This window comes from Rhizobium sp. GR12 (genome assembly GCF_036596185.1).
Taxonomy (GTDB): Bacteria; Pseudomonadota; Alphaproteobacteria; order Rhizobiales; family Rhizobiaceae; genus Agrobacterium; species Agrobacterium nepotum.
In genome coordinates, this window is record NZ_JASXTH010000023.1 from 1 (window position 1) to 24615 (window position 24615).

33 protein-coding genes and 1 riboswitch are annotated in these 24615 nt (G+C 60.5%); of the genes, 13 read left to right on the forward strand and 20 right to left on the reverse strand.

Annotated elements, in window-relative coordinates; genetic code table 11:
* Positions 1-310 precede the first annotated feature (310 nt).
* Positions 311-583, forward strand: a complete 273-nt coding sequence (locus tag QSK43_RS25855; protein ID WP_045017247.1) for a hypothetical protein — start codon at positions 311-313, stop codon at positions 581-583.
* A 111-nt stretch (positions 584-694) separates the two neighbouring features.
* Here QSK43_RS25855 and dmeF read toward each other — a convergent pair whose 3' ends face one another.
* Positions 695-1690 (reverse strand): CDF family Co(II)/Ni(II) efflux transporter DmeF, encoded by a 996-nt coding sequence (dmeF, locus tag QSK43_RS25860; protein WP_332305864.1) that lies wholly within the window; start codon positions 1688-1690, stop codon positions 695-697.
* 83 nt (positions 1691-1773) lie between these two features.
* Positions 1774-2046: a Ni(II)/Co(II)-sensing transcriptional repressor DmeR gene (gene dmeR, locus QSK43_RS25865; protein ID WP_045017253.1), complete on the reverse strand. Its 273-nt coding sequence runs from the start codon at positions 2044-2046 to the stop codon at positions 1774-1776.
* Positions 2047-2175: 129 nt separating this feature from the next.
* On the opposite strand from dmeR, the gene QSK43_RS25870 reads away from it, so the two are divergent.
* The 3 genes from QSK43_RS25870 (at position 2176) to QSK43_RS25880 (ending at position 3783) form a co-directional block, all read left to right on the forward strand.
* Positions 2176-2526: a hypothetical protein gene (locus QSK43_RS25870; protein ID WP_332305865.1), complete on the forward strand. Its 351-nt coding sequence runs from the start codon at positions 2176-2178 to the stop codon at positions 2524-2526.
* 149 nt (positions 2527-2675) lie between these two features.
* A complete protein-coding gene (locus tag QSK43_RS25875) occupies positions 2676-3089 on the forward strand; it encodes a MerR family transcriptional regulator (protein WP_045018046.1) in 414 nt (137 codons plus the stop codon).
* Between the two features lie 205 nt (positions 3090-3294).
* Positions 3295-3783 carry a GNAT family N-acetyltransferase gene (locus QSK43_RS25880; RefSeq protein ID WP_332305866.1) on the forward strand — a complete coding sequence of 163 codons (489 nt, stop codon included), beginning with the start codon at positions 3295-3297 and terminating at the stop codon, positions 3781-3783.
* Here QSK43_RS25880 and QSK43_RS25885 read toward each other — a convergent pair.
* On the reverse strand, positions 3762-3887 hold the full coding sequence (locus QSK43_RS25885) for a hypothetical protein (protein WP_332305867.1): 126 nt from the start codon (positions 3885-3887) through the stop codon (positions 3762-3764). The two genes, QSK43_RS25880 and QSK43_RS25885, sit on opposite strands and share 22 nt — an antisense overlap.
* Here QSK43_RS25885 and QSK43_RS25890 point away from each other — a divergent pair.
* Entirely contained in the window at positions 3886-4452 is a 567-nt protein-coding gene (locus QSK43_RS25890) for a type 1 glutamine amidotransferase family protein (protein WP_332305868.1), read from the forward strand. The genes QSK43_RS25885 and QSK43_RS25890 overlap by 2 nt on opposite strands.
* Before the next feature lie 168 nt (positions 4453-4620).
* Here the strand turns inward: QSK43_RS25890 and QSK43_RS25895 are convergent, their stop codons facing one another.
* The 6 genes from QSK43_RS25895 to QSK43_RS25920 form a co-directional block, all read right to left on the reverse strand.
* Complete coding sequence (locus QSK43_RS25895) at positions 4621-4935, reverse strand: hypothetical protein (protein ID WP_332305869.1); 315 nt, start codon at positions 4933-4935, stop codon at positions 4621-4623.
* 4 nt (positions 4936-4939) lie between these two features.
* Positions 4940-5656 (reverse strand): CbtA family protein, encoded by a 717-nt coding sequence (locus tag QSK43_RS25900; protein WP_332305870.1) that lies wholly within the window; start codon positions 5654-5656, stop codon positions 4940-4942.
* A 10-nt stretch (positions 5657-5666) separates the two neighbouring features.
* Positions 5667-5849 (reverse strand): CbtB domain-containing protein, encoded by a 183-nt coding sequence (locus tag QSK43_RS25905; protein WP_003494386.1) that lies wholly within the window; start codon positions 5847-5849, stop codon positions 5667-5669.
* Between the two features lie 168 nt (positions 5850-6017).
* A riboswitch (cobalamin riboswitch) is annotated at positions 6018-6258 on the reverse strand.
* A gap of 202 nt (positions 6259-6460) precedes the next feature.
* On the reverse strand, positions 6461-7381 hold the full coding sequence (locus QSK43_RS25910) for a c-type cytochrome (protein WP_332305871.1): 921 nt from the start codon (positions 7379-7381) through the stop codon (positions 6461-6463).
* 223 nt (positions 7382-7604) lie between these two features.
* A complete protein-coding gene (locus QSK43_RS25915) occupies positions 7605-8039 on the reverse strand; it encodes a c-type cytochrome (RefSeq protein WP_332305872.1) in 435 nt (144 codons plus the stop codon).
* A 205-nt stretch (positions 8040-8244) separates the two neighbouring features.
* Positions 8245-8889 (reverse strand): LysE family translocator, encoded by a 645-nt coding sequence (locus tag QSK43_RS25920; protein ID WP_332305873.1) that lies wholly within the window; start codon positions 8887-8889, stop codon positions 8245-8247.
* Positions 8890-9022: 133 nt separating this feature from the next.
* Here QSK43_RS25920 and QSK43_RS25925 point away from each other — a divergent pair, with 133 nt between their 5' ends.
* A complete protein-coding gene (locus QSK43_RS25925) occupies positions 9023-9733 on the forward strand; it encodes a helix-turn-helix transcriptional regulator (protein WP_332305874.1) in 711 nt (236 codons plus the stop codon).
* Here QSK43_RS25925 and QSK43_RS25930 read toward each other — a convergent pair.
* On the reverse strand, positions 9722-10567 hold the full coding sequence (locus QSK43_RS25930) for a metallophosphoesterase (protein WP_332305875.1): 846 nt from the start codon (positions 10565-10567) through the stop codon (positions 9722-9724). The genes QSK43_RS25925 and QSK43_RS25930 overlap by 12 nt on opposite strands.
* A 261-nt stretch (positions 10568-10828) precedes the next feature.
* On the reverse strand, positions 10829-11431 hold the full coding sequence (locus QSK43_RS25935; protein ID WP_003511955.1) for a superoxide dismutase: 603 nt from the start codon (positions 11429-11431) through the stop codon (positions 10829-10831).
* A 221-nt stretch (positions 11432-11652) separates the two neighbouring features.
* Here QSK43_RS25935 and QSK43_RS25940 point away from each other — a divergent pair, with 221 nt between their 5' ends.
* Positions 11653-11997: a hypothetical protein gene (locus QSK43_RS25940; protein ID WP_332305876.1), complete on the forward strand. Its 345-nt coding sequence runs from the start codon at positions 11653-11655 to the stop codon at positions 11995-11997.
* Between the two features lie 4 nt (positions 11998-12001).
* On the opposite strand, the gene QSK43_RS25945 is transcribed toward QSK43_RS25940, so the two are convergent.
* Positions 12002-12544 (reverse strand): GNAT family N-acetyltransferase, encoded by a 543-nt coding sequence (locus QSK43_RS25945; RefSeq protein ID WP_332305877.1) that lies wholly within the window; start codon positions 12542-12544, stop codon positions 12002-12004.
* A gap of 95 nt (positions 12545-12639) precedes the next feature.
* Here QSK43_RS25945 and QSK43_RS25950 point away from each other — a divergent pair, with 95 nt between their 5' ends.
* A complete protein-coding gene (locus tag QSK43_RS25950) occupies positions 12640-13527 on the forward strand; it encodes a LysR family transcriptional regulator (RefSeq protein ID WP_332305878.1) in 888 nt (295 codons plus the stop codon).
* Between the two features lie 246 nt (positions 13528-13773).
* Here QSK43_RS25950 and QSK43_RS25955 read toward each other — a convergent pair whose 3' ends face one another.
* Complete coding sequence (locus QSK43_RS25955; RefSeq protein ID WP_332305879.1) at positions 13774-14655, reverse strand: branched-chain amino acid aminotransferase; 882 nt, start codon at positions 14653-14655, stop codon at positions 13774-13776.
* 397 nt (positions 14656-15052) lie between these two features.
* On the opposite strand from QSK43_RS25955, the gene tam reads away from it, so the two are divergent.
* On the forward strand, positions 15053-15823 hold the full coding sequence (gene tam / locus QSK43_RS25960) for a trans-aconitate 2-methyltransferase (RefSeq protein ID WP_332305880.1): 771 nt from the start codon (positions 15053-15055) through the stop codon (positions 15821-15823).
* Between the two features lie 185 nt (positions 15824-16008).
* Here tam and QSK43_RS25965 read toward each other — a convergent pair whose 3' ends face one another.
* Positions 16009-16380, reverse strand: coding sequence for a VOC family protein (locus QSK43_RS25965; protein WP_332305881.1), 372 nt, complete (start codon positions 16378-16380; stop codon positions 16009-16011).
* Between the two features lie 47 nt (positions 16381-16427).
* Positions 16428-17138 (reverse strand): helix-turn-helix transcriptional regulator, encoded by a 711-nt coding sequence (locus tag QSK43_RS25970; RefSeq protein ID WP_332305882.1) that lies wholly within the window; start codon positions 17136-17138, stop codon positions 16428-16430.
* A gap of 196 nt (positions 17139-17334) precedes the next feature.
* On the opposite strand from QSK43_RS25970, the gene QSK43_RS25975 reads away from it, so the two are divergent.
* Positions 17335-18162, forward strand: a complete 828-nt coding sequence (locus tag QSK43_RS25975) for an aldo/keto reductase (protein WP_332305883.1) — start codon at positions 17335-17337, stop codon at positions 18160-18162.
* Positions 18163-18402: 240 nt separating this feature from the next.
* Here QSK43_RS25975 and QSK43_RS25980 read toward each other — a convergent pair whose 3' ends face one another.
* The gene (locus QSK43_RS25980) at positions 18403-19161 is read right to left on the reverse strand and encodes an SDR family oxidoreductase (protein WP_332305884.1); all 759 of its coding nucleotides are present in this window, start codon (positions 19159-19161) and stop codon (positions 18403-18405) included.
* Positions 19162-19265: 104 nt separating this feature from the next.
* Here QSK43_RS25980 and QSK43_RS25985 point away from each other — a divergent pair, with 104 nt between their 5' ends.
* Positions 19266-19697 carry a winged helix-turn-helix transcriptional regulator gene (locus QSK43_RS25985; RefSeq protein WP_332305885.1) on the forward strand — a complete coding sequence of 144 codons (432 nt, stop codon included), beginning with the start codon at positions 19266-19268 and terminating at the stop codon, positions 19695-19697.
* 9 nt (positions 19698-19706) lie between these two features.
* Here the strand turns inward: QSK43_RS25985 and QSK43_RS25990 are convergent, their stop codons facing one another.
* Positions 19707-20102: a hypothetical protein gene (locus QSK43_RS25990; protein WP_045024164.1), complete on the reverse strand. Its 396-nt coding sequence runs from the start codon at positions 20100-20102 to the stop codon at positions 19707-19709.
* A 303-nt stretch (positions 20103-20405) separates the two neighbouring features.
* On the opposite strand from QSK43_RS25990, the gene QSK43_RS25995 reads away from it, so the two are divergent.
* On the forward strand, positions 20406-21968 hold the full coding sequence (locus QSK43_RS25995; protein WP_332305886.1) for a helicase HerA-like C-terminal domain-containing protein: 1563 nt from the start codon (positions 20406-20408) through the stop codon (positions 21966-21968).
* Positions 21969-22031: 63 nt separating this feature from the next.
* Here QSK43_RS25995 and QSK43_RS26000 read toward each other — a convergent pair whose 3' ends face one another.
* The 3 genes from QSK43_RS26000 to QSK43_RS26010 are packed head-to-tail and all read right to left on the reverse strand — an operon-like array spanning position 22032 to position 23588.
* The gene (locus QSK43_RS26000; protein ID WP_045024169.1) at positions 22032-22382 is read right to left on the reverse strand and encodes an Atu4866 domain-containing protein; all 351 of its coding nucleotides are present in this window, start codon (positions 22380-22382) and stop codon (positions 22032-22034) included.
* On the reverse strand, positions 22379-22855 hold the full coding sequence (locus QSK43_RS26005; protein WP_332305887.1) for a carboxymuconolactone decarboxylase family protein: 477 nt from the start codon (positions 22853-22855) through the stop codon (positions 22379-22381). Before QSK43_RS26005 ends, QSK43_RS26000 begins: the two co-directional genes overlap by 4 nt.
* A 10-nt stretch (positions 22856-22865) precedes the next feature.
* Positions 22866-23588: an SDR family oxidoreductase gene (locus tag QSK43_RS26010; protein WP_332305888.1), complete on the reverse strand. Its 723-nt coding sequence runs from the start codon at positions 23586-23588 to the stop codon at positions 22866-22868.
* Between the two features lie 122 nt (positions 23589-23710).
* On the opposite strand from QSK43_RS26010, the gene QSK43_RS26015 reads away from it, so the two are divergent.
* Positions 23711-24607, forward strand: a complete 897-nt coding sequence (locus tag QSK43_RS26015) for a LysR family transcriptional regulator (RefSeq protein ID WP_332305889.1) — start codon at positions 23711-23713, stop codon at positions 24605-24607.
* Positions 24608-24615 lie beyond the last annotated feature (8 nt).

Consider the following 24615-nt stretch of genomic DNA (forward strand, 5'->3'; position numbering starts at 1 on the left):
ATCGTCGCCAAACGCTCGAACATAAGTAGAATCAACACCGTGCGCCTTGTCTACAAAATTTAAACCGGACAGTAGTGCCTCAAGGGCGAGGATGACGTCGAGTGTAGGGCGCAAGACCTGTCCACGCCAGGGTCCCCCTCCCTCGTCTCCGTCGCACAAATCTCCCCCGCATATCTGCGCCCCACCTAAAAACGAAGCACCCCTTTGCCGCCTGTCAAGCCGGGAACGTCGTTGCAATGCAGCAAGCGCAAGTTTCGGGCAAGCCGCCGCCGTTAACCATTTGTTAACTTTTGAACGCGGAATCACCAGCATGCAGATCGAAAGCAATATTGGCGGATACAATTATCAGGCTCGTGTCCGCGACATCGAAAAACCCGGCAGCGCGCAAAACGCGCCCGAGGAACAGGCCGTAAAACGCGGCCCCGGCAACCCGACCGTTTCCAGCACCATTCTTTCCCATTCGCTGGCAAATGTGCTGTGGGCAGTGGGCAATGGCAGCGCGCCGGCTGCGGCGTCTGCCGAAGTCGAGGTGGAAGCGAAAGCGGAATGGGTGCGCAGCGCCTATTCTGAATATACCGAATAGGCTTTTTAATACGAAGCCTCTATCGCACTCTCCGTCATCCTCGGGCTTGACCGAGGATGACGCGGTGGGATTCAAGCGCCTTCATCACTCAACTGAAATAGACGATTCCTATCAGGCCCTTGCCGGGCTGACCTCCACTGTCACATGCGAGAGTTCATGGATGGCGGCAAGCTTCTGTTTGTAGAAGGCCGGTGCCTTCGGCGCCTGCGAATGGATGGCGACGATGGCGGCGTGATGCCCCGGACCGACCTGCCAGACGTGCAGATCGGTGATGCGATCCTCATCCGTTTCCACGCTTTGGCGGATTTCCTGCGGCAAGTCCTCGGCCTGCGGCATCGCATCGAGCAACGTCGTCGCGGTGGAGCGGATCAAACCCCATGACCAGCGGGCGATGACCAGACCGCCGACGATACCCATCGCCGGATCGAGGAAGGACCAACCGTTCCATTTGCCGAGCAGCAGCGCGACGATGGCGAGAACCGAGGTCAGCGCATCGGCCAGTACATGCAGATAGGCCGCACGCAGATTATTGTCCCTGCCGCCCTTTGCACCATTGTCATCGTGATGCGCGTGGGAGCCATGATCGTGATGGGCATGCGAGCCATGGGCATGGTGCCCGTGTCCATGTCCGTGGTCATGCCCGTGATCGTCCTTCAGCAGCACGGCGCTGACGAGATTGACGACAAGTCCGATAATGGCGACGAAGATCGCCTGATTGAAGTCGATGTCGACCGGATTGAAGAGGCGCATAGCGCTTTCGACGGCGATGAGCAGCGCCACCACCGCCAGCACGATGGCGCTGGCAAAACCTGCCAGATCGCCGAACTTGCCGGTGCCGAAGGTGAAGCGCGGATTGCGCGCCTCGCGCCGGGCATAAAGATAGGCCAGCGCCGAGATAAGCATCGCGCCCGCATGGGTGGACATGTGCCAGCCATCCGCCGTCAGCGCCATGGAGCCGAACCAGTGACCGGCGACGATCTCGGCCACCATCATGACGGCCGTCAGCGCAATCACCATCCACACGCGCTTTTCGTTGCGCTCATGGTTCCGGCCGAGAAAAACATGGTCGTGGCCGGCCGCAGTGGGAAATTCGGATGTCGTCGTCATGTCGCTAATCCTGTTCGATTTTTAGAGCATTTTGTTTTGCGCGTGTCTTTTTCCCAAAACCGCGGGGACTCTTGGGAGACATGCTAGCGGATGTAGGTCTTCAGCACCTGGGCCAGCTCTTCCGCCGCCCGCGCCCGCTCTTCTTCGTTTTCGGCATGCACGACGTGCTCATGCAGATGCTCCTGCATCACCTCGCCCGTCAGGCCGGAAAGCGCGCCGCGCACCGAGGCCAGCAATTGCAGCACCTCGCCGCACGGTTTGGAATCGCCCAATGCACGCTCCACCGCCTCCATCTGCCCTTTCAGGCGGCGGATGCGGGCGAGAAGCTTTTCCTTGTTGCGGATCGTATGGGACATCAGTGCCTCATATACTATAGGGGGGTATACTATATTGCGACGATTTTTTGTTCAAGCCCTCAGCGACGCAATCTTCGCGAATGTTTCGGACCCTAGAAATAGCCCATCAGAATTTAGGGGGAATCAGTCATGACGACTGTCGCAGCAAGCATCAGCAGCTATTACGCAACTCCGGTCCGGGCCCTTGAGCCGACTAAAAACAGGGAAACCCATTCCGCCACCGAGGCCCTGCTGGAACTGACCCGCGCGGCCCATCGCGCCATTTCAAGCACCGAGAGCGCCACGACAATCGCACCGGCCGCCGCCAGCGCTTCCGCCGGCCTTGCCGCCGCATTGTGGAACCTCGACAGCGGCGCGCCCGCCAAAGCCGATCCCGCTTTGGAGATGACCGCCTCCGCGCAGCCTGAAGCCGCATCCGGTATCGAGACGGAAGTCCTGAAGGCCCTGGCCCAGGCGCTCGGCGTGGACGAGACCGCCTGACACCCATTGAACGGCAGGCAGAAAAGCTATATCTCTAGAGACTAGAGCATTGAGCCGAAAAGCGTAACGCGGGTTTTCAGCCCGATGCTCAAACAAAAATCTGGAGCATCGGACCCGTTTTCCGCCGCTCTGGAGATAGGGAGAAAGCCATGCTGTCCATCGGCGAACTGTCCAAACGCACCGGCGTCAAGGTGCCGACGATCCGCTATTACGAGCAGATGGGTCTCATCCGCGAGGCGGACCGCTCGGACGGCAACCAGCGCCGCTACGAAAAATCCGACCTCGAAAGGCTGGCCTTCATCCGCCATGCGCGTGATCTCGGCCTGAACATCGACGCGATCCGCGAACTGATCGCGCTCAGCCAGCACCGGCAGATGCCATGCGAGGGTGCGGACCGTATTGCCGCCGAACATCTGGCCGATGTGCGCGAAAAAATCGCCAAGCTGAAGAAGCTGGAATACGAACTGGAGCGCATCGTCGCCCATTGCGACGGCCACTCGATCGAGGATTGTTACGTCATCCGCGCGCTTTCCAACCACGGCATGTGCGAGGGCGAACATTGAGGCTGAAGAGCAGGCTTGACAGATTTTAGATTCGGGCGCATTGCATTGGCATGATCAACGAACGCGCACCCATCTCCTGCTCGTACTTTTGGGCCTACCTGTAAAGGGCGGCTCGACAGATCATTTTGTCAACAAGCCGCCGTTAGGCGGCTTTGTTGTTTTTCAAGCGTCCTGACGGCACCGATAAAACCGAAGGACCAGAAAAATGACCGAAGATAGCTCCCTTACACTGGAAAGACCGCCTGTCGTCATCATACGCGGCGCGCGCAAGACGGATTTGCCTGAGCTGAACGAGATGATCACGCTGCTTGCCACCTACCACGGCGATGCGGCGGCGATTACGCCGGCGAAGCTCGAGCGCGACCTGTTCGGCCCGCTTCCCTGGGTGCATGGTCTCGTGGCGGAAGCCGACGGCGAACTGATCGGCTACGCGCTGATGCTGCCGCTCTACAGGGCGCAGGAGGGCCGGCGCGGGCTTGAACTGCACCATCTTTTCGTGCGTGACGGCCATCGCGGCCATGGCACCGGCCAGCACCTCGTTTCCCGCGCGCGCGATATCGCCAGGCGTCTCGGCTGCGACTATCTTTCCGTCAGCGCCACGACCGGCAATGTGGCCGCGCATCGTTTCTACGAGAGCATGGACTTCGCGCCCCGGCCGGTCACCGGCATGCGCTACATGCAGTCGATTGCCTGATTGAAACCGACGGAGACAGACATGACACGGATTGCCATATGCTCGTCACCGGCATGCGTTACATGCAAGCCCATCGCCTGATTGAAACCAACGGAGACGGACATGACACGGATCGCCATTGCGCTCGCGCAGGATTTTGCGGACTGGGAACCGGCGCTGCTTGCTGCGGCGGCGCGCGGCTATCTCGGCGTCGAGATCGTTTACGCCACCCCGGACGGACGACCCGTGATTTCGATGGGTGGGCTCGATGTTACGCCCGACACATCCTATGATGCGCTTGATCCTGATAACATCGATGCGCTCGTCATTCCTGGCGGTATGAGCTGGGAAAAGGGGACGGCTGTCGATCTTGACGGTCTGGTGCATCGGTTTCGCGACAGGGATCGGCTGGTTGCCGGCATCTGCGCGGCAGCAAGCGCGCTTGCGGGCACGGGCGTCCTCAACGATGTGGCGCATACCGGCAATTCGCTTGCGTCACACAAGGCCTATCCGGCCTATCGCGGTGAAGGGCTTTATCGCGATCAGCCAAAGGCGGTCAGCGATGGCGGCATCGTCACGGCGGCCGGCAGTGCGCCGGTCAGTTTCGCTGTGGAAATTCTGAAAAACCTCGGCCTCTTTGGTCCGGAAGCCGAGGCGGAACTTGGAACTTTTGCGGCGGAACATCGGTGAGGCGCAATGGGCTGGATGGTTTGCGGACCTTCCCTCCGTCATGCCGGCCTTGAGCCGGTATCCAGCCAGCCCAAGTCTTTGGGCTGAGAAGACTCTTTTCGCCGCGCAGACGCGCTTCGGCTGGATACCGGCCCAAGGCCGGCATGACGGAAGAAAGTTCACCAGGTATTACCCTCTATCAAGCACACGGCAGACACGGGCGGCGGCCTCACCGCCCTCGCCCGCAATCGCCCGGCGGATATCGCGGCTGTTCAAATGCAGGCTGCGACCGGCGGGCAGGCCCGCGCGTTTTATCTTGGCAAGCGCTGCGGCCGTAAAAGCGGCCTCATGATCGTGGAAAAAAGCAAGCGCCGTTTCCCGTTCGGGGCTGGCGCCGAGGACTGCCTTGAAGGCAAGGCGGTGCACGGCGCAGAAAGCGCCGTGACCGGGAACGGCAAAACGCAGCGCATCGAGTTCGTCACTCCATTCGGCTGCGTCCTGCATAGTCTCAAGCCGACTGGAAGCGTTTCAGGAAAAATGCGCTCAGTGTTCCGAGCAGAGCCCAGAAAACAAAGCTGGTCACGGTGGCGGCAACGATGAACTGGCGCTCCAGCGGCAGCGGTGCCAGCGCATGTTCGCCTTCCGGCGGCAGCGGCGCACCCACCACATGTGGAGCAACGATCAGCACCAGCGCCAGCACGATTGCCCAGGGTTCGCGTCGGAACGAGATCAGCGCGATGCCGCCCGCGGTTGCGGCAACCGTCGAGAGCCACCAGATCTGCCGCGCCTCAAGCGCTGCGGCCGGGCTGCCCGGCAATTCCGGCGGCAGGCCGATCATCGGTGCGAGCATGACGGCGGCAAAACCGGCGACACCCCACAAAAGACCTTCGCGCCAGCCGGCATTGGTGCCGCGCAGCGAGATGAGGCCCGTCAGCACCAGCGCATAACCGATGGCGGTCAGGATATTGGCGGCCAACGTATAGGCGGTGCGCTCGAAGCCATCGGCCGGGGACCAGGCTTCCTCATTATGTTCGTGCGCGGGAACCGCAGCGCCGGTCGTGGCCGGAGCATCATGGCTGTGGGGCGCTTCGCCGCCGGCATTTTCATAGGTTTCCGCCTTCAGGATCAGCGGCGTGGTGCCGAAAGCCTGCATGGCGGAGACGGCGAAACCGCCAACGATGCCGACGAGAATGGCGGTGAAAACGATATTACGAAAAAACGACATGCTTCACCCCTCAATGGCAAGGGAAAGCATTGGCATGACGTGTGTCATGCGCGGCATTGTGAACGGCTTCCACATGCGAAAAGCCGACAAAACCGACGACGAACAGGCCAAGCACGATCGCCGTCAGCGATTGCGCGAAGCTGCCCGTTTTTGCTGAAACGGCGGCATTCGCCGTATTCTGGTTGATGGACATGGTGACCCCTCCTGCGGCGCGACCCCGCGCCTTTAGATGCGGCAGAACGGCGAAAAAGCCGCGCAGCCGCATGCGATACACTTCACCACGGGGATAACGAGACTGACACAGGGAGGCAGCTTGTGCCTGGTCACCCTGAAATTCCGCTCTTCCGGACACCCCGCCGGCATGGACATTTCCGTGATGGCAGGTCTCCTGGCTTACGGGTCAAAACCTGAAACACCTTCCCGGCATCACCCTCGCCCCAATCGGAAACCTCGGTTTCCGGCGAGATGGCTTACCAGTGGCATTTCGTTTCAGGCTCTCCGCTCACAGTTGCGGGGGCAGCCACGAATGAGGATGTCTCCCTATCGTGTTCCCTTTTCACCTTCCGGAACGCCCGGAAGGAACCATCACAGGATTGTTATCCGACGGGTGGGTGCGGGAGTCAATGGCGGGCTCTCGTTCGAACTGCGCGCCGTCGCCTCCACCTCCGTCACCCCGGACTAGATCCGGGGTCCAGCGCGATCAAGTCCTTGATCGCGAAAGACTCTTCTCACGGCGCAGACGCGCCGTGGCTGGATGCCGGATCAAGTCCGGCATGACGGGTCGTCGTGTCTTCGACCCCAAATCTACCGCGGTGGAATGGCCTTCAGATAGGCGGCAATCGCATCCCGGTCATCTGCGGTCAGATGCGCCATGTTCTGCTGCACCTTGACCATGGAGCCGCCGACGCTGTCGAATTCCGGGGTGAAGCCGGTTTCCAGATAGCTGGCAATATCGGCCGCCGCCCATGCTCCGATGCTTTCGGAGCCGGGCGTGATATCGGGAATGCGGCCTTCGCCTTCCGGGTTGGGGCCGCCGGCCAGCCATTTTCCTTCCAGAAAACCGCCGAGCGCGTTGCGCGGCGTGTGGCATTCGCCGCAGTGGCCCGGTCCTTCCACCAGATATTGGCCGCGCAGCAATTCGGCATTGGCATTCGCAAGCTCGACGCGGGGCGGCGCGGACGTATCGAAATAGAGGAATTTCCAGCCGCCCAGCGCGATCCGCATATTGAATGGGAACGGCAGATCATGATCCGGCGCGTCGTTCGGGCTGGCGGGCAGAACCCGCAGATAACCGTAGAGGTCGTTGATATCCTTCTGTGTCATGCGGGCATAAGAGGCATAGGGAAAGGAGGGATAAAGATGTTCGCCGTTCCTGCCGACACCGCGCGTCATGGCATCGCCGAATTCCGCCAGCGTCCAGCCGCCGATGCCATGCTGCGGATCGGAGGAAATATTGGGTACATGGAAGGTGCCGAAGGGGCTTTTCAGCGCCTGCCCGCCCGAAAGCGTCAAAAGCGCATCGCCCTTGGCATCGGGCGCCGCATGGCAGCTTGCGCAGCCGCCCGCCCAGAACAACGTTTCGCCATTGGCCAGATCCGGCTCGCCAAGGCTGACCCAATGGCTGGGCGCCAGCCGCTGAGGGGCAGTGACCCACGCGAAAATTCCGTAACCCGCAATGGCCGCAACCGCGATCCCGCCCGCAAGCTTCGTCCAGATGGAAGACATGACCCCTCTCCCCTTTTGCCCGACCGAGCATGTTTGGCCGCCCGAAGGCGGTCGAGATTATCGATAGCCCTCCCGCTTGCTGGACGTCTTCCTCGGGCCTGACCCGAGGATCCACAATTCGACGGCTTATGAATCCTCGCCTCAGGGGCGAGGATGACGCGGGAGCGGTTCACGGCCTACCCGCGACCGGGAAAAGACCGCTCGAAAGCGGTCTTCCGACACATTATTTCTTTAGACGATAGGTCTGGTGGCAGGCGCCGCAATCGGCTCCCAGCGCCTTCATGGCGGTGGCGACACCGGCCTGATCGGCAGGGAGACCGGCGAGAACCGTATCCGCATCCGTGCCGAGCTTGGCGGCCTTGGCCTTGAAGTCCTCGAAATTTTCCCAGATGGCGGGGGCCGCAGCACTGCCAGTCTCGCTGCCGGGCGGGAACTGGTCGGGGAAAGCCTTGGCATTGGTGCTGATGGTCGTGACGGCAGCCTTGACGACATCGGCGTCGTAAGGCTTTTCACCCTTGGAGATGGCGGCGAGCGCACCCATGGAGCCCCCGATCTGCTTCATCATGCCTTCACGCTTTTCGACTTCGCCGGCAGCGTAGACCGCTCCGGCGCAAAGACAGCCGAAAAGCATGGCCGCCGCGATGGTTTTCAGTTTCATACACTCTCTCCTTGATTCCGGCAGGCACACCGGACGCTAGATGCAACGGCGCGAGGATGCCCTTTCCGCATGGCGAAAAGAAGTCACATTGCGGTGAATTCCTTCGTGAAAACAGAAGTCTAGGGCATCGGACCGAAAAGTGTGCGCGGTTTTCGGATCGTCCGATGCTGAAACAGAAACCTGGAGCGGCGGGACCTGATCCATTTCATCGCCCGCCGCTCCAGGACAGGGCTTCAAAGAGTGTCAGCAGGGCTGCGGCAATCAGCATGAAACCGGCGGCGCGGCCGATGAAGATCGTGGCGGCAGGCGAGGAAACGAGCCATGCCCGGCTCTTGTCGGCCGTCAGCGCCAGCGCGCCATAGACCGTAAACTGCGTAACCGCCACCATCGCGCCCATCACCAGCCCCTGCATCCAGATCGGACCGTAAGCGGGTTTGAGGAATTGCGGGTAGATCGCCATCATGAACAGATAGGCTTTCGGATTGGAAAGGCAGGTCAGCACCGCCCGCCAGAAGGCCTTTCTGACCGAGGCGCTCGCTTGCGCCTCATCACCGTTCACGACAATCGCGCTGCGCATCAGGCCGATACCGATCCAGACCATGTAAGCCGCACCTGCGACGAGAAGCGGCAGGAACAGCGACGGCATCCAAGCGGCAAGCATGCCGACGCCGACCGCGCCATAAAGCGAATGTACGATGCCGCCGGCGCTCATGCCGCTTGCGGCGGAGAGGCCGGTTTTACGGCCGCCGGTCAGCGCGCTTGCCAGCACGAATAGCATATCCATGCCCGGCAGGATGATGATGCCGAACAGGACCAGAAAGAAAAGCCAGAGATTTTCGGCGTAACTCATGTCAGTATCTCCCAAGACAGTTTACGGCACATTCGGGAAAGCTTAAGTTTCTCAATGTGTTTTGCTGTTTATAGGAAAAGCCAACTGACAGCGTTGTGTCAGTTGCGTGGTGAAGCAACCGGGAAAAACGGCAATGCGCAAGGCATCGAGACTGTTCGAGATCATCCAGATCCTGCGGGTGGCGCGCAGGCCGGTCACCGCGCAGACCATCGCCGAGGCACTGGAGGTCACGGTGCGCTCGGTCTATCGCGATATCTCGGCCCTTCAGACCATGCGCGTGCCGATCGAAGGGGAGCGCGGCGTCGGTTACATCCTGCGTCCCGGCTTCAACCTGCCGCCGCTGATGTTTTCCATCGAGGAGACGGAGGCGATCGTGCTGGCGCTCGCCATGGTCGCCCGCACCGGCGATAGCGAATTGCGGCAGGCGGCGAAAAAGGTCAGCGACAAGATCGCCGCCTCCCTGCCCGAACCCCTGTCGAAAACCCTGAGCGCCAATGCCCTGCATGCCTGGGGCAGCGTCGCACCCTCACCCGCCGGCATCGATCTTGCCACCGTCAGGCGGGCGGTGCGCGACGAGGAGAGGCTGGACATTACCTATCGCGATGAGGCGGGTGCGGAAACCCGGCGACAGATCCGGCCCATTGCCGTGATCTATTATTCGGAAACGACCAATGTCGTCGCCTGGTGCGAATTGCGACAGGCGATCCGCAACTTCCGCTCGGACCGGGTGCTCGCCTGCGAAACAACGGGCAATTTTTTCAAGATGGAAGGCGAAAGGCTGCGCCAATTGTGGATGAGCGGCTGGCAGAGCAACCAGCCGGCAAGCCCCGCCTCACAACCGTAAAAGACGATCCGCTTCACGCCCGAAACCGCGTATTGCGATTCGGTCGGCGAAGACATCGGCGATGGCGAAGGTGTTCTGGTCCGGCGTATCCACCATGCCCTTGAAATTGACGAAGTGAGTGCTGCCCAGCAGGCCGTAATTGCCATCGTGATTATGACCGCTGAACCATGCGGCAACCGAAGGATGCGCGCCCAGAAGATCGAGGATGCGCGGCGCATCCCACATATTATGGGCGTTTTGCGGATAGATCGGATAGTGGCAGAGAACGACCACTTTTTCGCCCGCCGCATCCGCCTTTTGCAGAACGCTCCGCAGCCATTCGAATTGCTCGTCGCTGAGCGACGCGTTCCAGTCCTGCGCATTGATCGCGCCCGTTTCTTGCAGGTGCTTCAGCCGGTCTTGCGCAAGCGCGCGGCGCGGATCGTCCGGCGGCGGGGCAAACAGGCTTACCTCGTTACCGTCAAGCACCACGAAACGTATCTCACCGATGGTGAAATCGTGCCAGGGCGACGCCATGCCGAGGCGGGCATGGATGGTGGGCAGATGCTCGGGCGCGACTGCAAAATCGTGATTACCCGGCAGCATCACCGAGGGGTGGCGAAGCCCGTCGTAAACACTGAGGATCGCGTCGAAATTTTCAAAGCCACGGTCGATGATGTCGCCGAGCGTCACCACGAAGGCCAGTTCCTCGCTGTTGAAGGCATCGATGGCCTCCGCCAGCTTTTTCGGGCTTTCGGCATAATACCGGCCCATTTCCGGGCGGGGATCGGCATCGGCATATTGGGGATCGGCAACGATGCCGAAGGAGAAGAGAGGGCTGGTTTTTTCAGTCATGATGCGCCGCGATAAACCGGGCTGATGACAGGCTTGTGACAAGTGGAAAACCAAGGCCGCAAAAGCAAAACACCCGGCATTTCGGCCGGGTGTTGAATGGAGGCAAGCGTAAACCTATCGTCGTCATGCTCGGGCCTGTCCCCAAGTATCTGCTGACGTCGCGTTTCAGGAGACATCCGCAGATCCTCGGCACAAGGCCGAGGATGACGTCACGCGTGGAGAGGCCGTCTTGACTGACAGCAACCACGCTTTTCGCGCACCTTACTTGGAAGCCGCTTCGTAACGCTCGAGCACGTAGTCCCAGTTGATAAGGTTATCAACGAAGGCTTCGAGGTACTTCGGACGCAGGTTGCGGTAATCGATGTAGTAGGAGTGTTCCCACACGTCGACGCCGAGGATCGGTTCTGCGCCATGAACCAGCGGGTTTTCGCCGTTCGGGGTCTTGGAGATTTCGAGCTTACCGTTCTTGACGGAAACCCATGCCCAGCCGGAGCCGAACTGTGTGGTGCCGGCAGCGATGAAATCAGCCTTGAACTTGTCGTAACCGCCGAGATCGGAGGCGAAAGCCTGTTCCAGCTTGCCTGGCAGCTTGTTGCCGCCGCCGTCCTTCTTCAGCCACTTCCAGAAATGGACGTGGTTGTAATGCTGGGCCGCATTGTTGAAGAGACCGGCATTGGTGCCAAAGGACTTCTTCACGACTTCCTCGAGCGAAAGGTCGGAAAGACCGGCTTCCGCTGCCAGCTTGTTGCCGTTGTCGACATATGCCTTGTGGTGCTTGTCGTGATGGAACTCGAGCGTCTCGCGCGACATGTAGGGTGCAAGCGCGTCGTAGTCGTATGGGAGTTCAGGAAGTTCGAAGGCCATGGTTTTTACTCCTTTTTGCAGCGGGTTACCGCTCCTAGAAACCGTGTGAGCGGACCATAGGAGCGAAGCTCTGTTTGGGCAACCTGTGAAATATCAAAATGTTCCGCCAAAAGAGAAAATTCCTCCTGTGGCAGCCGCCACCACATTTGTTTCACAACCCAGGCGTACCGTTTTCCACCCTATCGGTTCGCTTTTTGATGAAATTGCAGGAAGGAAATTCCATGACCCACCCCAGGATCCAACGCGCGCTGCTCCTCGCCGCCTTCTCCTCGCTTGCCCTACCCGCCGCCGCGTCGTCGGACGATGCGTGGAAGGAATTCGTCGCGGATGTGCAGACGGCGTGCCTCAGCGCCAGCAAAGACATGATCGAGGACGCCAAGGTGGTCGTCGATCCGGTCGGCAGGGAGAATTACGGCCTCGCCATCCTCACCGGCAAGGCCAAAGGCGCGGATGCGACGATCAGCCATATCTGCGTCTACGACAAGAAAACCAAGGCCGTCGAACTCGGCAGCGAGCTTGCCGGCGATACACTGAAGGTTGAAATTCCCGGCTCCACCAAGCCCTGAAGTCTCAATAGCGCGGCGTGGTATCGCCCTCGCCCAGCGCACGCTGCATCAGCACCGTATCCAGCCATTGGCCGTGTTTCCAGCCGATGGACCTGAACGTGCCGACATGCTCGAAACCGGCGGCGCGGTGCACACCGATGGATGCGGCGTTGGCGCTATCGCCGATGACCGCAATCATCTGCCGGAAACCACGCGCGGTCGCGTCCTCGATCAGCGCATCGAGCAGCTTGCGGCCAATCCCCATGCCTTTCATGGCCGGATCGACATAAACGGAGTTTTCCACAGCAGCACCATAGGCCGGGCGCGGACGATAGGCCCCGGCATAGGCGTATCCGGCTATCTTTCCGTCGATTTCGACGACGAGATACGAATAATTGCCCTCCACCAACAGACGGCGGCGCTCAAGCATCGTCTCCACGCCCGGCGGATCGATCTCGAAGCTGGCGCGGCCGTGCAGCACGGCGTCCCGGTAAATTTCGGTAATGGCTGGAATATCCGCTTCCTCGCAAGGGCGGATGATAAGGCTTGAAACTGTGGGAAGGGTCATTCTCTTGTCCTGCGATCGTTCACAGCGCCATTGTGCATTGCGGCTCAATCAAAATAAAGATTATCTATCTTATACAAACGATAAGGTTTTCTTTGATGATGGACCTCGATCTGCGGCAGGTGCGCAGCTTCATGGATGTAGCCGATCTCGGCAGCTTTTCCGCCGCCGCCGACAAGGCGGGGCTGACGCAGCCGGCCATCAGCCTGCATATCCGGCTTCTCGAAAAGCAGCTCGGCGTGCGGTTGATCGAACGGGTCGGCAGGCGCGCGCAGCCGACGGCGGCGGGCCGGGATTTTCTCATCCATGCAAGACGGATCGCGGAGGAAGTGGCGCATGCCATCGATACCGTAGCGCCGCATCGCAGCGGGGTGACGGGACGCCTGCGCATCGGCACAGGCGCCACCGCCTGCATCTATCTGCTGCCGCCGGTGCTGGGCAAAATCCGGCAGACGATGCCGGGTATCGAAATCGTCGTGCAGACCGGCAATACCCACGATATACTGAGGCTTCTCGAGGCCAATACGATCGACGCAGCGGTGGTGGCCCTGCCCGCCAGCGGCCGCAGCCTCGATATCAGCGATATCCATCTCGACGAACTGGTCGCGGTTTTCCCGCGTGGCTCCGTTCCTGACGCAACGGTCCTGAACGCGGAGACACTTTCGACACAGCCCCTGCTGCTCTACGAGGGCGGCAATACCCGCAAACTTGTGGATCAATGGTTTTCAGCCAGCGGACGCACCGTGCAGCCCGCCATGGAACTGGGCAGCGTCGAGGCCATCAAGAAACTGGCGGGTGCCGGCCTTGGCCTAGCCATCGTGCCGCGCATGGCGATGGAGCATGAAAGCACGGCCTCGGGGCTTGAATGGCGCTCGCTCGAACCGCCGCTCGAACGGCGGATCGCCCTTGCGCTCAGGCGCGACAAGCATATGACAGCGCCGCTGCGGGCGCTCGCCGCTGCATTACCGAGCTTGCAGAAACGATAAGGCCCGCGCCGGATTCAGGCGCGGGCTTGACCTCTCCTCTGTCATCCTCGGGCTTGACCCGAGGACCCATAACTTGGAGCGACCGTGGATCCTCGGGTCGAGCCCGAGGATGACGTCGAATTTGGTGAACCCGCATCATTTGATGACACGAGCTCCACTTGCGAACCTCAGAACTCCGTCCAGTCGTCACCTTTCACGGTCTGCGCAGGCGGTCTTCATTTCCTCGACCATGGCGGCACCATGCCCTCAGACGTCCGCGCCCAGACGCGCCCAATCCATGTAAAGATCGAGCGCCTTGCGGGCGACCGGGCCTGCCTGCAGCTCGCGGTCATCCAGCTTCACCACTGGCGAAACCTTGGAATAATTGCCCGAGCAGAAGATTTCGTCCGCCTCGCGGAAATCCTCGACCGACAGGGTCGCTTCGCGCACTTCGAAACCAGCCTGACGCAGCAGGCCCATCACGCGCGAACGGGTGATGCCGGCAAGGAAGGTGCGGTTCGGAACCGGGGTGAAGACGACGCCATCCTTGACCATGAAGATGTTGGAAGAGGCCGATTCGGCGACATTGCCGTTCATGTCGCGCATGAGGGCGTTGTCGAAACCGCGCGAGCGGGCTTCCAGAATGGCGCGGCCGCTATTGGGGTAAAGACTGCCGGCCTTGGCATCCGTCATCGCGGTTTCCGGCGAAGGGCGGCGCAGCGGCGAGACGGTGAGCGTCAGCGGCTGGCCGGCATTCATCGGCGCTTCGAAAAGGCACAGCGCAAAACGGGTGGAATTGGCATCGGGCGCGACGACGCTGCCCGGCGAACCGTGTTCGGCCCAATACATCGGCTTGATGTAAATCTCGGTCTTGCCGTCGAATTTATTGACGCCTTCCAGCGCCAATGCTTCGATCTCTTCCGCCGTCATGGTCGGCTTCATGCCCATATTGGTGGCCGAGCGGTTGACGCGCTGGCAATGCAGATCGAGATCGGGAGCCACGCCATCAAACCAGCGCGCGCCGTCGAACACCGTGGAGGCCAGCCACATGGCATGCGAGGTCGGGCCGATGAGCGGCGGATTGCCGGGCAGCCATTGACCGTCAACATAGGTCCAGGTGGTTGATCGGGGTGCGGTATCGACGCTCATAATGGTCTCCTGTCTTGAACGCTCCCGCATTTTCTTCCGAAAAGCGAAAACGCTCCATCTATTTTGCTTTGGCGCATGTCCGGGCACAAAATCGCTTCGCACTTTTGCTGGCAATGCTTTGAAAATCGGCCGGAGTGAATGCCTACGACCGAATGAGGTCAAGTTTTAATTGCTGCTATGTCTGATTTTGATGGAAAATAACAAACGGGGGCCCTGACAAGGACGTTTTATGAGGCGAAACAAAAGGTTGATGAATAGATCCATCACAATAATTCATGCATCGGATGATGGCGGCGCGATTTCGCACATGCGATGCTGATGGTCTGACGGCGCTTGCAGCGCCCTCTGCCCGTCCCCGTTCGCCCATTCGGATGCGACGTTTCCGCAGGAGGAAATCATGGCATGGTCCGCCCACCAATATCTGAAATTTGAAGACGAGCGGACACGTCCCGCAAGGGATCTTCTGGCGCAGGTGCCGCTGGAGCGCGTGCTGAACGGCTACGATCTGGGCTGCGGCCCCGGCAATTCCACCGAGCTTTTGACCGACCGTTACGGCGTCAACGTCATCACCGGCATCGACAGCGACGACGACATGCTGGAAAAGGCGGCGGACCGGCTGCCCAACACCCGTTTCGGCAAGGCCGACCTTGGCGAATGGCGGCCCACCCAGAAGGCGGACCTGCTTTACGCCAATGCGGTTTTCCAGTGGGTGCCGGATCATCTCGCCGTTCTTTCGCAACTGATGGATCAGCTGGAAAGCGGCGGCGTTCTTGCCGTGCAGATGCCTGATAATCTGGAGGAGCCGACGCATCGCGCCATGCGCGAGACGGCGGCGGACGGTCCCTGGAAGAACACGTTCTCGGACGGCGGGCTGCACCGCAAACCCCTGCCCGCCCCATCAGCCTATTTCGAGGCGCTGGCGCCGAAATCCGTGCGGGTGGATGTGTGGCACACCATCTACAACCACCCCATGAAGGATGCGGAAAGCATCGTGGAATGGGTCAAGGGCACCGGCCTGCGCCCCTATCTTGCCGGCGCCGGAGAGGAACACCGCGAAGCCTTCCTTGCCGACTATACAAGGCGCATCGCAGCCGCCTATCCGCCCATGGCGGACGGCCGGCTGCTGTTGCGTTTTCCACGCCTGTTCGTGATGGCGGTGAAGAAGTAGCGTCGTTTTCGCCTCCCCTCATTCCTGTACCTGTCACAGGAATCCAGCGGACGCGCGTCTGCGCGGCGAAAAGAGTCCTCTCAGCCCAAAGACTTGGGCTGGCTGGATCCCTGTGACAAGCACAGGGATGAGGAGAACGCGGAGGCCGATCTTAAATTTGGCCAATCGGCCTCAATGCATTATCTCTAACCCGCGAAGGCATAGACCCGAAGGCGGTGGCCATCGGGGTCGCTGGCGGTGAAGGTGTAGCCGAAATCCATCGTGCCGGGCTGCTGCAAAATGGTAATGCCCTTCGCCTTCCAGCCAGCAAAGGCTTCATCGACCTGCGCATCGTTTTCGACCCGGAATGCCAGCTCGCCGCTGCCGCCGGTGACCGATGCCTTCGGCTCCACCGTATGCCGCGACCAGAGGCCGAGCTTCATGCCGTTCTGGAGCACGAACAGGGAGAATGTCGGGGAGGTTTCGACCGGCTCCGCACCCAGCAGGGCCTTGTAGAACTCCGTGCTGGCGGGCGGGTTGTCGACGTAGAGAATGGTGAAATCGGGGTGGATCGTCATGGCTGTTCTCCTTGTTGCGGATGAACAGGTTCTAGACCCGCATACTGTCAGTTTCTGTCAGCATGGCCTTGCCGCCGCCTTTGTTTTTCCCGCTCGCGCCACTCTTTCAGCAGAGCCTGGCGGCGGCGGGGATACCGCTTGTCCAGCGGGTGAAAACTCTCGATGCGGTCCGCACGGAAGCTGCGGAAATCCTGCCGCGTCTCGCACCATGCCAGCACCACCCGCACGAGATCGAAAAAAGCGAGTGCGAAGGGCCAGATCACCCGCTCCGTCAGTTCGCCCTTTTCGTCGCGATAGGTCATCGCGACCTTGCTCTCCCTGCGGATAATATCGCGAATGAGCGCCAGATCGACGCGAATGGCCACCATGGCCTGCCCAGGGCCGATCAGCAGTGTGGAATTGTCGAGTTCCTCGCGCAGGGCATCGGGCAAGACAGCGCCGATCTTGACGAGTGCGGCCCGGGCCGCCTCGGCCAGCCCCTCATCGGCACGACCTGCCACCCAGCGCGATCCGAGCACCAGTGCCTCGATCTCCTGCGGCGAAAACATCAGCGGTGGCAGCAGGAAGCCGGGACGCAGCACGTATCCGACGCCCGCCTCGCCCTCGATGTCAGCACCTTGCGCCTGAAGCGTCGCTATATCGCGGTAAAGCGTGCGCAGGCTGACGCCGGTCTGCGCCGCAAGCGTCGTGCCGCTGACCGGCATGCGGTGGGAGCGCAGGATCTGCAACAGATCAAGAAGCCGTTGTGAGCGCGACACGCGACAATCCTCCACATTCCGATCATGTCTTTTTACGACCGACTGGTAACGTCGCGCGCGGCCGCTCGCAATGGCGTCTTGGAAACGATAGGTCGAAATGCTTGAAACCGATGGCGCGGACACCAGTTAATAAAAGACGGCTTCACCACCCGGCATTCCTTGCCGGCCATGTTTTCAGGAAACAGGAGAGACATCCATGTATCACGTCAACGCGAACGGCGCGAATATTCCCGCCCTCGGTTTCGGCACCTTCCGCATTCCGGAAGACGATGTCAGGCGCATTCTGCCGGAAGCGCTGAAACTCGGTTTCCGCCATGTCGATACCGCGCAGATCTACAAGAACGAAGGTGCTGTCGGTGAGGTGATCGCGCAATCAGGCATTTCCCGGCACGATATTTTCCTGACCACCAAGGTCTGGGTGGACCGCTACCGCCACGCCGATTTCCTCGCCTCGGTCGATGAAAGCCTTCAGAAGCTGAAGACGGATTATGTCGACCTCCTGCTGCTGCACTGGCCGCAAAGCGATGTGCCGCTAGCCGAAAGGATCGGCGCGCTGAACGCCGTGCGCAAGGCCGGAAAGGTGCGCAATATCGGCACCTCCAACTTCAACGTGGCGCTGACGGAAGAGGCGGTGAAACTCTCCGATACGCCGCTTGCCACCAACCAGATCGAATACCACCCCTATCTCGACCAGACGAAGGTGGTCGCCGCTGCACGCAAACACGGGCTGTCGATCACCGCCTATTACCTGATGGCCGATGGCCGGGTGCCGAACGACCCGGTTCTGAAGGATATCGGCGCGAAGCACGGCAAGACGGCGGCGCAGGTTACCCTGCGATGGGCCGTGCAGCAGCCGGATGTCGTGGCGCTTTCCAAAACCGCGACGGAAAGCCGCCTCAAAGAGAACTTCGACATATTCGATTTCACCCTGACGGAAGAGGAGATGCGGGCGATCCACGCACTCGCCAAACCGGATGGCCGCATCGTCAACCCCGGCCACCTCGCGCCCGATTGGGACGATTGAGGCGGGGACGGCCTCGCTTATAGCTATATGAGCGGGGCCACCGTAAGTTTTGCGTCAGTTACTCCAGTTAGTATTCTCCAAATTTCATGGATCTAGTGAACCGCTTTGGTGACGACGGAGCCGTCGTCGACAACGACCCGTCAGTCGCCGTCTCCTCCCGTTTTGCATTTTGACAGCCTGGTTTTGACCGGGGGTTTCTCGGCCCGGTCAAAACAAAGTGCGCTCAGCATCCAGAAACCATCAGGGATGCATGCCGTTGACCATGGAAAACACCTGATCGAAATTACCGTTTTGCGCCGCGAAACGCAGCGGCATGCAGCGCTCCACCACCACTTCCTTTTCGTCCGGGCGGCGGTCAAGAATATCCATCACTTCGGAAATGAAGGCCTCGAGCGGCATGGCTCTTTCGTCGCTCGCCTGACCTTCGCCCATCAGCGTCGTCTGCACATAGGGCGGCACGATTTCGATGACATCCACCGACGTCTCCTTCAGCTGTTCACGCAGAGCGACCGAATAGGCGTGGATAGCCGATTTGGTGGCGCTGTAGGTGGGCGTCACCACCATGGGCACGAAGGCGAGGCCAGAGGACACCGTCAGCACCGTGGCGTCGGGCTGTTTGAGGAAATGCGGCAGCAGCGCCGCCGTCAGACGAATGGGCGCGAGCAGGTTGGTGGCGATGGTTTCTTCCGCCGTATCCAGATAATCCGGCGCGGAAACGATTTCTTCCGGCCGCATGATGCCGGCATTGTTGATGACGGCGTTGAGCGCCGGATGCGCCTTGACGAGATTATCAGCGAAAGCGCGGATACCTTCGGCGTCGGTCGCATCCATCACCATCGAAGCCATGCCGGGATTGGCGGCCGTCACTTCGTCCAGCACATTCTGGCGGCGGCCGGAAATGACGACCCTGTTGCCGAGCTGGTGAAACGCTTCCGCCAGCGCCCGCCCGATGCCAGAGCCGCCGCCGGTGATGAGAATGGTGTTGCCTGTCGTTTTCATCGGAAAATCCTTATCGCTGTTGGATGAGGGGAAATTAACGGCTATACTCTCCATTCGTAAGTAGGCACCCAAAAGAATTATACTTACCCAAAGGAGAGTGTAAGATGAAACGGCACGCCGCCGATCCCATGATCGAGAACAGGCGCAAGGTTCCGCCGCCCACTGAAACCGATCCGGTCATCGAGGCGCTGGTTCAGGATATCATCGCGAAAGTGGCGGACAAATGGACGATGCTGATTCTGGAAGTGCTGGAAGAGCACGGCACGCTTCGTTTCACGCAGATCGGCAAGCTGGTCGGCACCATCAGCCAGAAGATGCTGACGAAAACGCTGCGGCAGATGGAAAGCGACGGGCTAGTGCGCCGCACCGTGCATCCCGTCATTCCGCCGCATGTGGATTACGATCTCACCTCTCTCGGCAAGACGCTCGGCAGCGCTTTTTGCGGCGTGTGGATATGGGCTGAAACCCACCATGCGGAAATAGAAGAGGCGCGGCGCCTGTTCAACGAACAACCGCCGCGCCCCGCTATCGAGTAAAAATTCGCCTTAGGCGAACTGGCTGAGGCCCGGAACCGAGGCGATCACCTGATCAACGACCTCATCACCGGCGTGCTGGCGGGCAACGGAGATGGTTTCCTTGGCGAGCGTGGAAATTTCGCTCATGCCGATGCCCTGGCTCATGAGCTGCTGGCCGAGGCCCATGATGCCGCCGCCGCCGATCGCGCTCATCAGACCGCCCAGCAGACCGCCGCCGTTACCGGCGCCCTCGCCATTATACTGCGCCACGAGATCGCTGGCGCCCGGAATGGCTTCGATCATCCGGGCGATCGGACCGTCTGCCGCCTCGCGCTGGAGAAAACCGAGAATCATGCCAACGGCCTTCTCGGCCAGTTCCGGGCTAATTCCCGCCTTCTCGGCGATCTGGCTCACGACTTCGTTCATTCTTGCCTCCTGTTGAAAAACGACGCAACATCGAATAACTGACGTTAACGTCAACGTAAAACAATCTCATTCCGCATTCAAGCGGGCGGCGCGGCAACTTTCATGAAGCGGTTTTTCCTCATCGCCATCAAGCAGTTGTTGCGCCTTGAAACTGTCCTTATAAGATCATCACAACCAAACTATGAAAAGGCCGCTTTGGCAGCAGCGGCCAAAGGATGCCGAAAAACGTTCAATTCGACATGGCCTTCGTTAAATCGATCCCGATTTTAAGGGTCATGCGTCAGTCGCAGGAGAAAATGGTCGATGTTGCAGGACGGACAGATCTATATCGGGACCAGCCGTAATCCGGACGACAGCCTGAACAAGGGTGAATATCTGGAGCTGAAATTCGGCAACCGCCACGGCCTGATCACCGGCGCGACGGGAACGGGCAAGACCGTGACCCTGCAGGTTCTCGCCGAAGGTTTTTCGCAGGCCGGCGTTCCCGTCTTCTGCGCCGATATCAAGGGTGACCTTTCCGGCATCGCCGCACAGGGCGAAGTCAAGGACTGGGTGCAGAAACGGGCCGAACAGATCGGCTTCACGGATTTTTCCTATGGCAAGTCGCCGGTGATCTTCTGGGATCTCTACGGTGAAAAAGGCCACCGCGTGCGCGCCACCATCGCCGAAATGGGCCCGCTGCTGCTGGCCCGGCTGATGGATGCTTCGGAAGCGCAGGAAGGCGTGCTCAACATCGCCTTCAAGATCGCCGACCAGGGCGGGCTGCCGTTGCTCGATCTGAAAGACCTGCAATCGCTGCTGAACTACATGGGCGAGAACGCCAGTGCGCTCTCCAGCCAGTTCGGCCTGATTTCCAAGACATCGGTCGGTTCGCTGCAACGCGGACTGCTGGTTCTCGAACAGCAGGGTGCAGCAAACTTCTTCGGCGAGCCCGCGCTCAAGATTGCCGATATCATGCGCGTCGGCACGGATGGGCGCGGCACGGTTTCGGTTCTCGCCGCCGACAGGCTGATGATGAACCCGCGCCTTTACGCGACCTTCCTGTTGTGGATGCTTTCGGAACTCTTCGAGGAACTGCCGGAAGTGGGCGACCCGGAAAAGCCGCGTCTGGTGTTCTTTTTCGATGAGGCGCACCTTCTGTTCAACGATGCGCCAAGGGTGCTGGTGGAGCGCGTGGAGCAGGTCGTGCGGCTTATCCGCTCCAAGGGCGTCGGCGTCTATTTCGTGACGCAGAACCCGCTGGATGTGCCGGAAACCGTCCTCGCCCAGCTGGGCAACCGCGTGCAGCATGCGCTTCGCGCCTATACACCGCGCGAGCAGAAGGCGGTGCGCACGGCCGCCGACACGTTCCGTCAGAACCCGGCCTTCGACACGGCCGACATCATCACCACGCTCGGCACGGGCGAAGCGCTGATTTCCACCCTGCACGACAAGGGCGCGCCCTCCATCGTGGAACGCACCCTTGTGCGGCCGCCATCGGGCCGCGTCGGGCCGCTCACCGATGCGGAGCGCAAATCGCTGATCGACACGGGTCCGGTCGCCGGTCAATACGACGAGGATCTCGACCGCGAATCGGCTTTCGAAATCCTTGCTGCCCGCACTCAGAAGGCGGCGGAAGCCGAAGCCGCCAAGCGTGCGGAAGAGGAGAACGCCGCCGGCCAGTCCGACAGCGCCTCGGGACGCTGGCGCCTGCCGGGCTTCGGCGACGAGGAACCGACGAAGGCCTCCACCACCGGCGCCCGCAAGACGAGCGGTTACCAGCGCGAATCGGTCGTCGAGGCGGCAATGAAAAGTGCTGCCCGCTCCGTCGCCACCTCGGTCGGCCGCGCCCTCGTGCGTGGAATTCTGGGAAGCCTGAAACGGTAAAACAGATATGCCGCCCGGCCTTGATGGGGCCGGGTGGCGCTTTCTGCTCGTTGACGTGAAGGTTTACTTCTCGCGATAGAAGATCATGCCGCCATGGTAGAGCACATCGTCGACGAATTCGCCGTCGGCGGTAAAGCCGGTATCGTCCCAATAGTCGATATGGCTGCCTTTCACCTCGTAACGCCCCTGATAAGCGCTTTTGCGTTGGCCGCGCGCCTCATCATACCGGCCATCAGGCAAAAGCTCCTGGCGAACATGGCCGTCGCCGGTGACCCACATGCCGATATAGGGGTGGCTTTTGAGGTCCGCCATTTCGGCCGTATTCGCTTTCACGACACCACTCCCTTTGTGGGGACTGGTATCGACAGCGGCCGTTGCCAGCACAAGAGCGACGGATGTCGAGAGGATGTTCATTCCACCAGCCCTCCCGATGCGGCGTTGGCGCGGCGTTCCTCGAACAGTTCCGCAAGCGTCCGGGATGCGGCGATGGCTTTGGGAAAACCTGCGGGAACCGTGATCAGATAGACCATTTCCTTCAGCTCTTCGTCGGTCGCGCCGACATTGAGCGCGTAAGCCGCGTGCACCTTCATCAGATCGCGCTCACCAAGGGCTGCCATGACCGCAACGGCGGCCAGTTGGCGGGTCCGGTTATCCAGTCCCGGCCGGGACCAGACCTCCCCCAGGGCGTAACCCTCGGTCGCTTCGGCAAGGAAGGGAAACTCCTGCCGCAAACCTTCGAGATTGGGCTGCGGCTTGCCGTTATTGAGGCTGCGTATGACTTCATCGCCACGCCTCAACCGGTCGTCCAGGCGCTGCGGATTTGCGACTGCGGCGGCATTTCCCGCAAGCATGGCGATCGCAAGCACGGTTGGAAAAATCGCTTTCATTTCAGCCTCCTTAAGCTGCGGTCGGACGGACGACGATTTCATTGACGTCGACGTCGTCGGGTTGCTCGATGGCGTAACGAACGGCACGGCCGATGGCGTCGGGCTTCAACGCTATGGCCCGATAGGTCTGCATCAATTCGGCGGCGGCCGGATCGGTGATGGTATGGGCGAGTTCGCTTTCCACCACGCCGGGATGAATGCAGGTGACGCGCAGGTCGCGGTTTTCCTGTCGCAGGCCATCCGAAATGGCGCGTACCGCATGTTTCGTTGCGCAATAGACGGCAGCCGTCGGGGAAACGGCCAGTGCGCCGATGGACGCTATGTTGACGATGTGGCCGGCAGCACGCGCGGTCATCTCAGGCAGAACGGCGGCAACCCCGTAAAGCACACCCTTGATGTTGACGTCGATCATCCGGTCCCATTCATCGACCTTGAGAGACGACATCAGCGAAAGCGGCATGATGCCGGCATTGTTGACGATGACGTCGATCCGGCCGAAAGCCTCACGGCCCGCCTCGGCAAAAGCTTCAACGCTGCGCCTTTCCGTTACATCAAGCGGATGGACGACAACCTCGGCGCCCGTCTGGCGCAGTTCATCGGCCAGGGCCTGCAAACGGTCCATGCGACGTGCGCCCAGAACCAGTTTCGCGCCGGCGGCGGCAAGTTCCCTTGCGATACCCTCGCCTATCCCGCTCGACGCACCGGTGATGAGAACAACTTTGTTCAATGTCATGGTTTTCTCCTTCGCGTTACGGTCCGCTTTTTTGAGGAGCGGCCGTTGCAGGAAAGATAAAGCTTTGCCATTGTCGTGATAACAGCCTCAATCATGAACCTTATGGATAGATTTTCTAACCAATGAATGTCGATCTCAACGCACTTTCCATTTTCTGCATGGTTGCCGAGGAGCGCAGTTTCCGCGCCACGGCGGACAGGCTCGGCGTTACGCGGTCCGCCGTCAGCCAGACCATCCGCAGACTTGAAGAAACAATGGGAATAGCGCTTGTGCAGCGCACGACGCGCAGCGTCAGCCTGACGGAAGCGGGACAACAGCTTTACGCGGATGTTTCGCCGTCCATCGGCAATCTCGTGCAGGCGACACAGGCCGCCTCTTTGCTGAGCGGAACCCCGCGAGGGCAATTGCGGCTTGCGGTTTCCTCCATAGCGGAACGCTTTTTGTCGGGGCAATTGCTTGCGAGCTTCGCTGCGGCACATCCCGAGGTGCAGCTCGATATTGTCGTGACGGATGAGGAATTCGATATCGTTGCCGAACATTACGATGCCGGCGTGCGCCTTGGGGAGTTGATCGCGCAGGATATGATCGCCGTTCCGGTTTCCGGTCCGCAGCGGCAGCTCGCCGTCTGCTCGCCGCAATATCGCGCTCGCTTCGCCTTACCGACGCAGCCCCGCGAACTGGTCGATCACCGATGCATCGGCTGGCGGCCTCGTCCGGGCGTTGCACCCTACCGGTGGGAGTTTGCGGAAAATGGCCGCGAGTTCGCCGTTGCGGTGCAGCCCGATTTCACCACCAACGACATGCAGTTGATGATAAAGCTGGCCTGCTCCGGTGCCGGAATCACCTTCGGAATGGAAGAGACGTTCCGTCCCTATCTGGAGAGCGGCCAACTCGTTTCCATGCTGGAAGACCATTCTCCGACCTTTGCGGGATTTTATCTCTATTATCCCAATCGTCGCAATCTTGCGCCGAAGCTTCGCGCTTTTATCGATCACGTTCGCCTGCCGGGAAACCGGTAATCTGCCGG

Bases quoted from the DNA above. Each gene is read 5' to 3' on its own strand.
- QSK43_RS25855 (WP_045017247.1), top strand. From the start codon at position 311: ATGCAGATCGAAAGCAATATTGGCGGATACAATTATCAGGCTCGTGTC.
- dmeF (WP_332305864.1), bottom strand. From the start codon at position 1,690: ATGACGACGACATCCGAATTTCCCACTGCGGCCGGCCACGACCATGTT.
- dmeR (WP_045017253.1), bottom strand. From the start codon at position 2,046: ATGTCCCATACGATCCGCAACAAGGAAAAGCTTCTCGCCCGCATCCGC.
- QSK43_RS25870 (WP_332305865.1), top strand. From the start codon at position 2,176: ATGACGACTGTCGCAGCAAGCATCAGCAGCTATTACGCAACTCCGGTC.
- QSK43_RS25875 (WP_045018046.1), top strand. From the start codon at position 2,676: ATGCTGTCCATCGGCGAACTGTCCAAACGCACCGGCGTCAAGGTGCCG.
- QSK43_RS25880 (WP_332305866.1), top strand. From the start codon at position 3,295: ATGACCGAAGATAGCTCCCTTACACTGGAAAGACCGCCTGTCGTCATC.
- QSK43_RS25890 (WP_332305868.1), top strand. From the start codon at position 3,886: ATGACACGGATCGCCATTGCGCTCGCGCAGGATTTTGCGGACTGGGAA.
- QSK43_RS25885 (WP_332305867.1), bottom strand. From the start codon at position 3,887: ATGTCCGTCTCCGTTGGTTTCAATCAGGCGATGGGCTTGCATGTAACG.
- QSK43_RS25895 (WP_332305869.1), bottom strand. From the start codon at position 4,935: ATGCAGGACGCAGCCGAATGGAGTGACGAACTCGATGCGCTGCGTTTT.
- QSK43_RS25900 (WP_332305870.1), bottom strand. From the start codon at position 5,656: ATGTCGTTTTTTCGTAATATCGTTTTCACCGCCATTCTCGTCGGCATC.
- QSK43_RS25905 (WP_003494386.1), bottom strand. From the start codon at position 5,849: ATGTCCATCAACCAGAATACGGCGAATGCCGCCGTTTCAGCAAAAACG.
- QSK43_RS25910 (WP_332305871.1), bottom strand. From the start codon at position 7,381: ATGTCTTCCATCTGGACGAAGCTTGCGGGCGGGATCGCGGTTGCGGCC.
- QSK43_RS25915 (WP_332305872.1), bottom strand. From the start codon at position 8,039: ATGAAACTGAAAACCATCGCGGCGGCCATGCTTTTCGGCTGTCTTTGC.
- QSK43_RS25920 (WP_332305873.1), bottom strand. From the start codon at position 8,889: ATGAGTTACGCCGAAAATCTCTGGCTTTTCTTTCTGGTCCTGTTCGGC.
- QSK43_RS25925 (WP_332305874.1), top strand. From the start codon at position 9,023: ATGCGCAAGGCATCGAGACTGTTCGAGATCATCCAGATCCTGCGGGTG.
- QSK43_RS25930 (WP_332305875.1), bottom strand. From the start codon at position 10,567: ATGACTGAAAAAACCAGCCCTCTCTTCTCCTTCGGCATCGTTGCCGAT.
- QSK43_RS25935 (WP_003511955.1), bottom strand. From the start codon at position 11,431: ATGGCCTTCGAACTTCCTGAACTCCCATACGACTACGACGCGCTTGCA.
- QSK43_RS25940 (WP_332305876.1), top strand. From the start codon at position 11,653: ATGACCCACCCCAGGATCCAACGCGCGCTGCTCCTCGCCGCCTTCTCC.
- QSK43_RS25945 (WP_332305877.1), bottom strand. From the start codon at position 12,544: ATGACCCTTCCCACAGTTTCAAGCCTTATCATCCGCCCTTGCGAGGAA.
- QSK43_RS25950 (WP_332305878.1), top strand. From the start codon at position 12,640: ATGATGGACCTCGATCTGCGGCAGGTGCGCAGCTTCATGGATGTAGCC.
- QSK43_RS25955 (WP_332305879.1), bottom strand. From the start codon at position 14,655: ATGAGCGTCGATACCGCACCCCGATCAACCACCTGGACCTATGTTGAC.
- tam (WP_332305880.1), top strand. From the start codon at position 15,053: ATGGCATGGTCCGCCCACCAATATCTGAAATTTGAAGACGAGCGGACA.
- QSK43_RS25965 (WP_332305881.1), bottom strand. From the start codon at position 16,380: ATGACGATCCACCCCGATTTCACCATTCTCTACGTCGACAACCCGCCC.
- QSK43_RS25975 (WP_332305883.1), top strand. From the start codon at position 17,335: ATGTATCACGTCAACGCGAACGGCGCGAATATTCCCGCCCTCGGTTTC.
- QSK43_RS25980 (WP_332305884.1), bottom strand. From the start codon at position 19,161: ATGAAAACGACAGGCAACACCATTCTCATCACCGGCGGCGGCTCTGGC.
- QSK43_RS25985 (WP_332305885.1), top strand. From the start codon at position 19,266: ATGAAACGGCACGCCGCCGATCCCATGATCGAGAACAGGCGCAAGGTT.
- QSK43_RS25990 (WP_045024164.1), bottom strand. From the start codon at position 20,102: ATGAACGAAGTCGTGAGCCAGATCGCCGAGAAGGCGGGAATTAGCCCG.
- QSK43_RS25995 (WP_332305886.1), top strand. From the start codon at position 20,406: ATGTTGCAGGACGGACAGATCTATATCGGGACCAGCCGTAATCCGGAC.
- QSK43_RS26000 (WP_045024169.1), bottom strand. From the start codon at position 22,382: ATGAACATCCTCTCGACATCCGTCGCTCTTGTGCTGGCAACGGCCGCT.
- QSK43_RS26005 (WP_332305887.1), bottom strand. From the start codon at position 22,855: ATGAAAGCGATTTTTCCAACCGTGCTTGCGATCGCCATGCTTGCGGGA.
- QSK43_RS26010 (WP_332305888.1), bottom strand. From the start codon at position 23,588: ATGACATTGAACAAAGTTGTTCTCATCACCGGTGCGTCGAGCGGGATA.
- QSK43_RS26015 (WP_332305889.1), top strand. From the start codon at position 23,711: ATGAATGTCGATCTCAACGCACTTTCCATTTTCTGCATGGTTGCCGAG.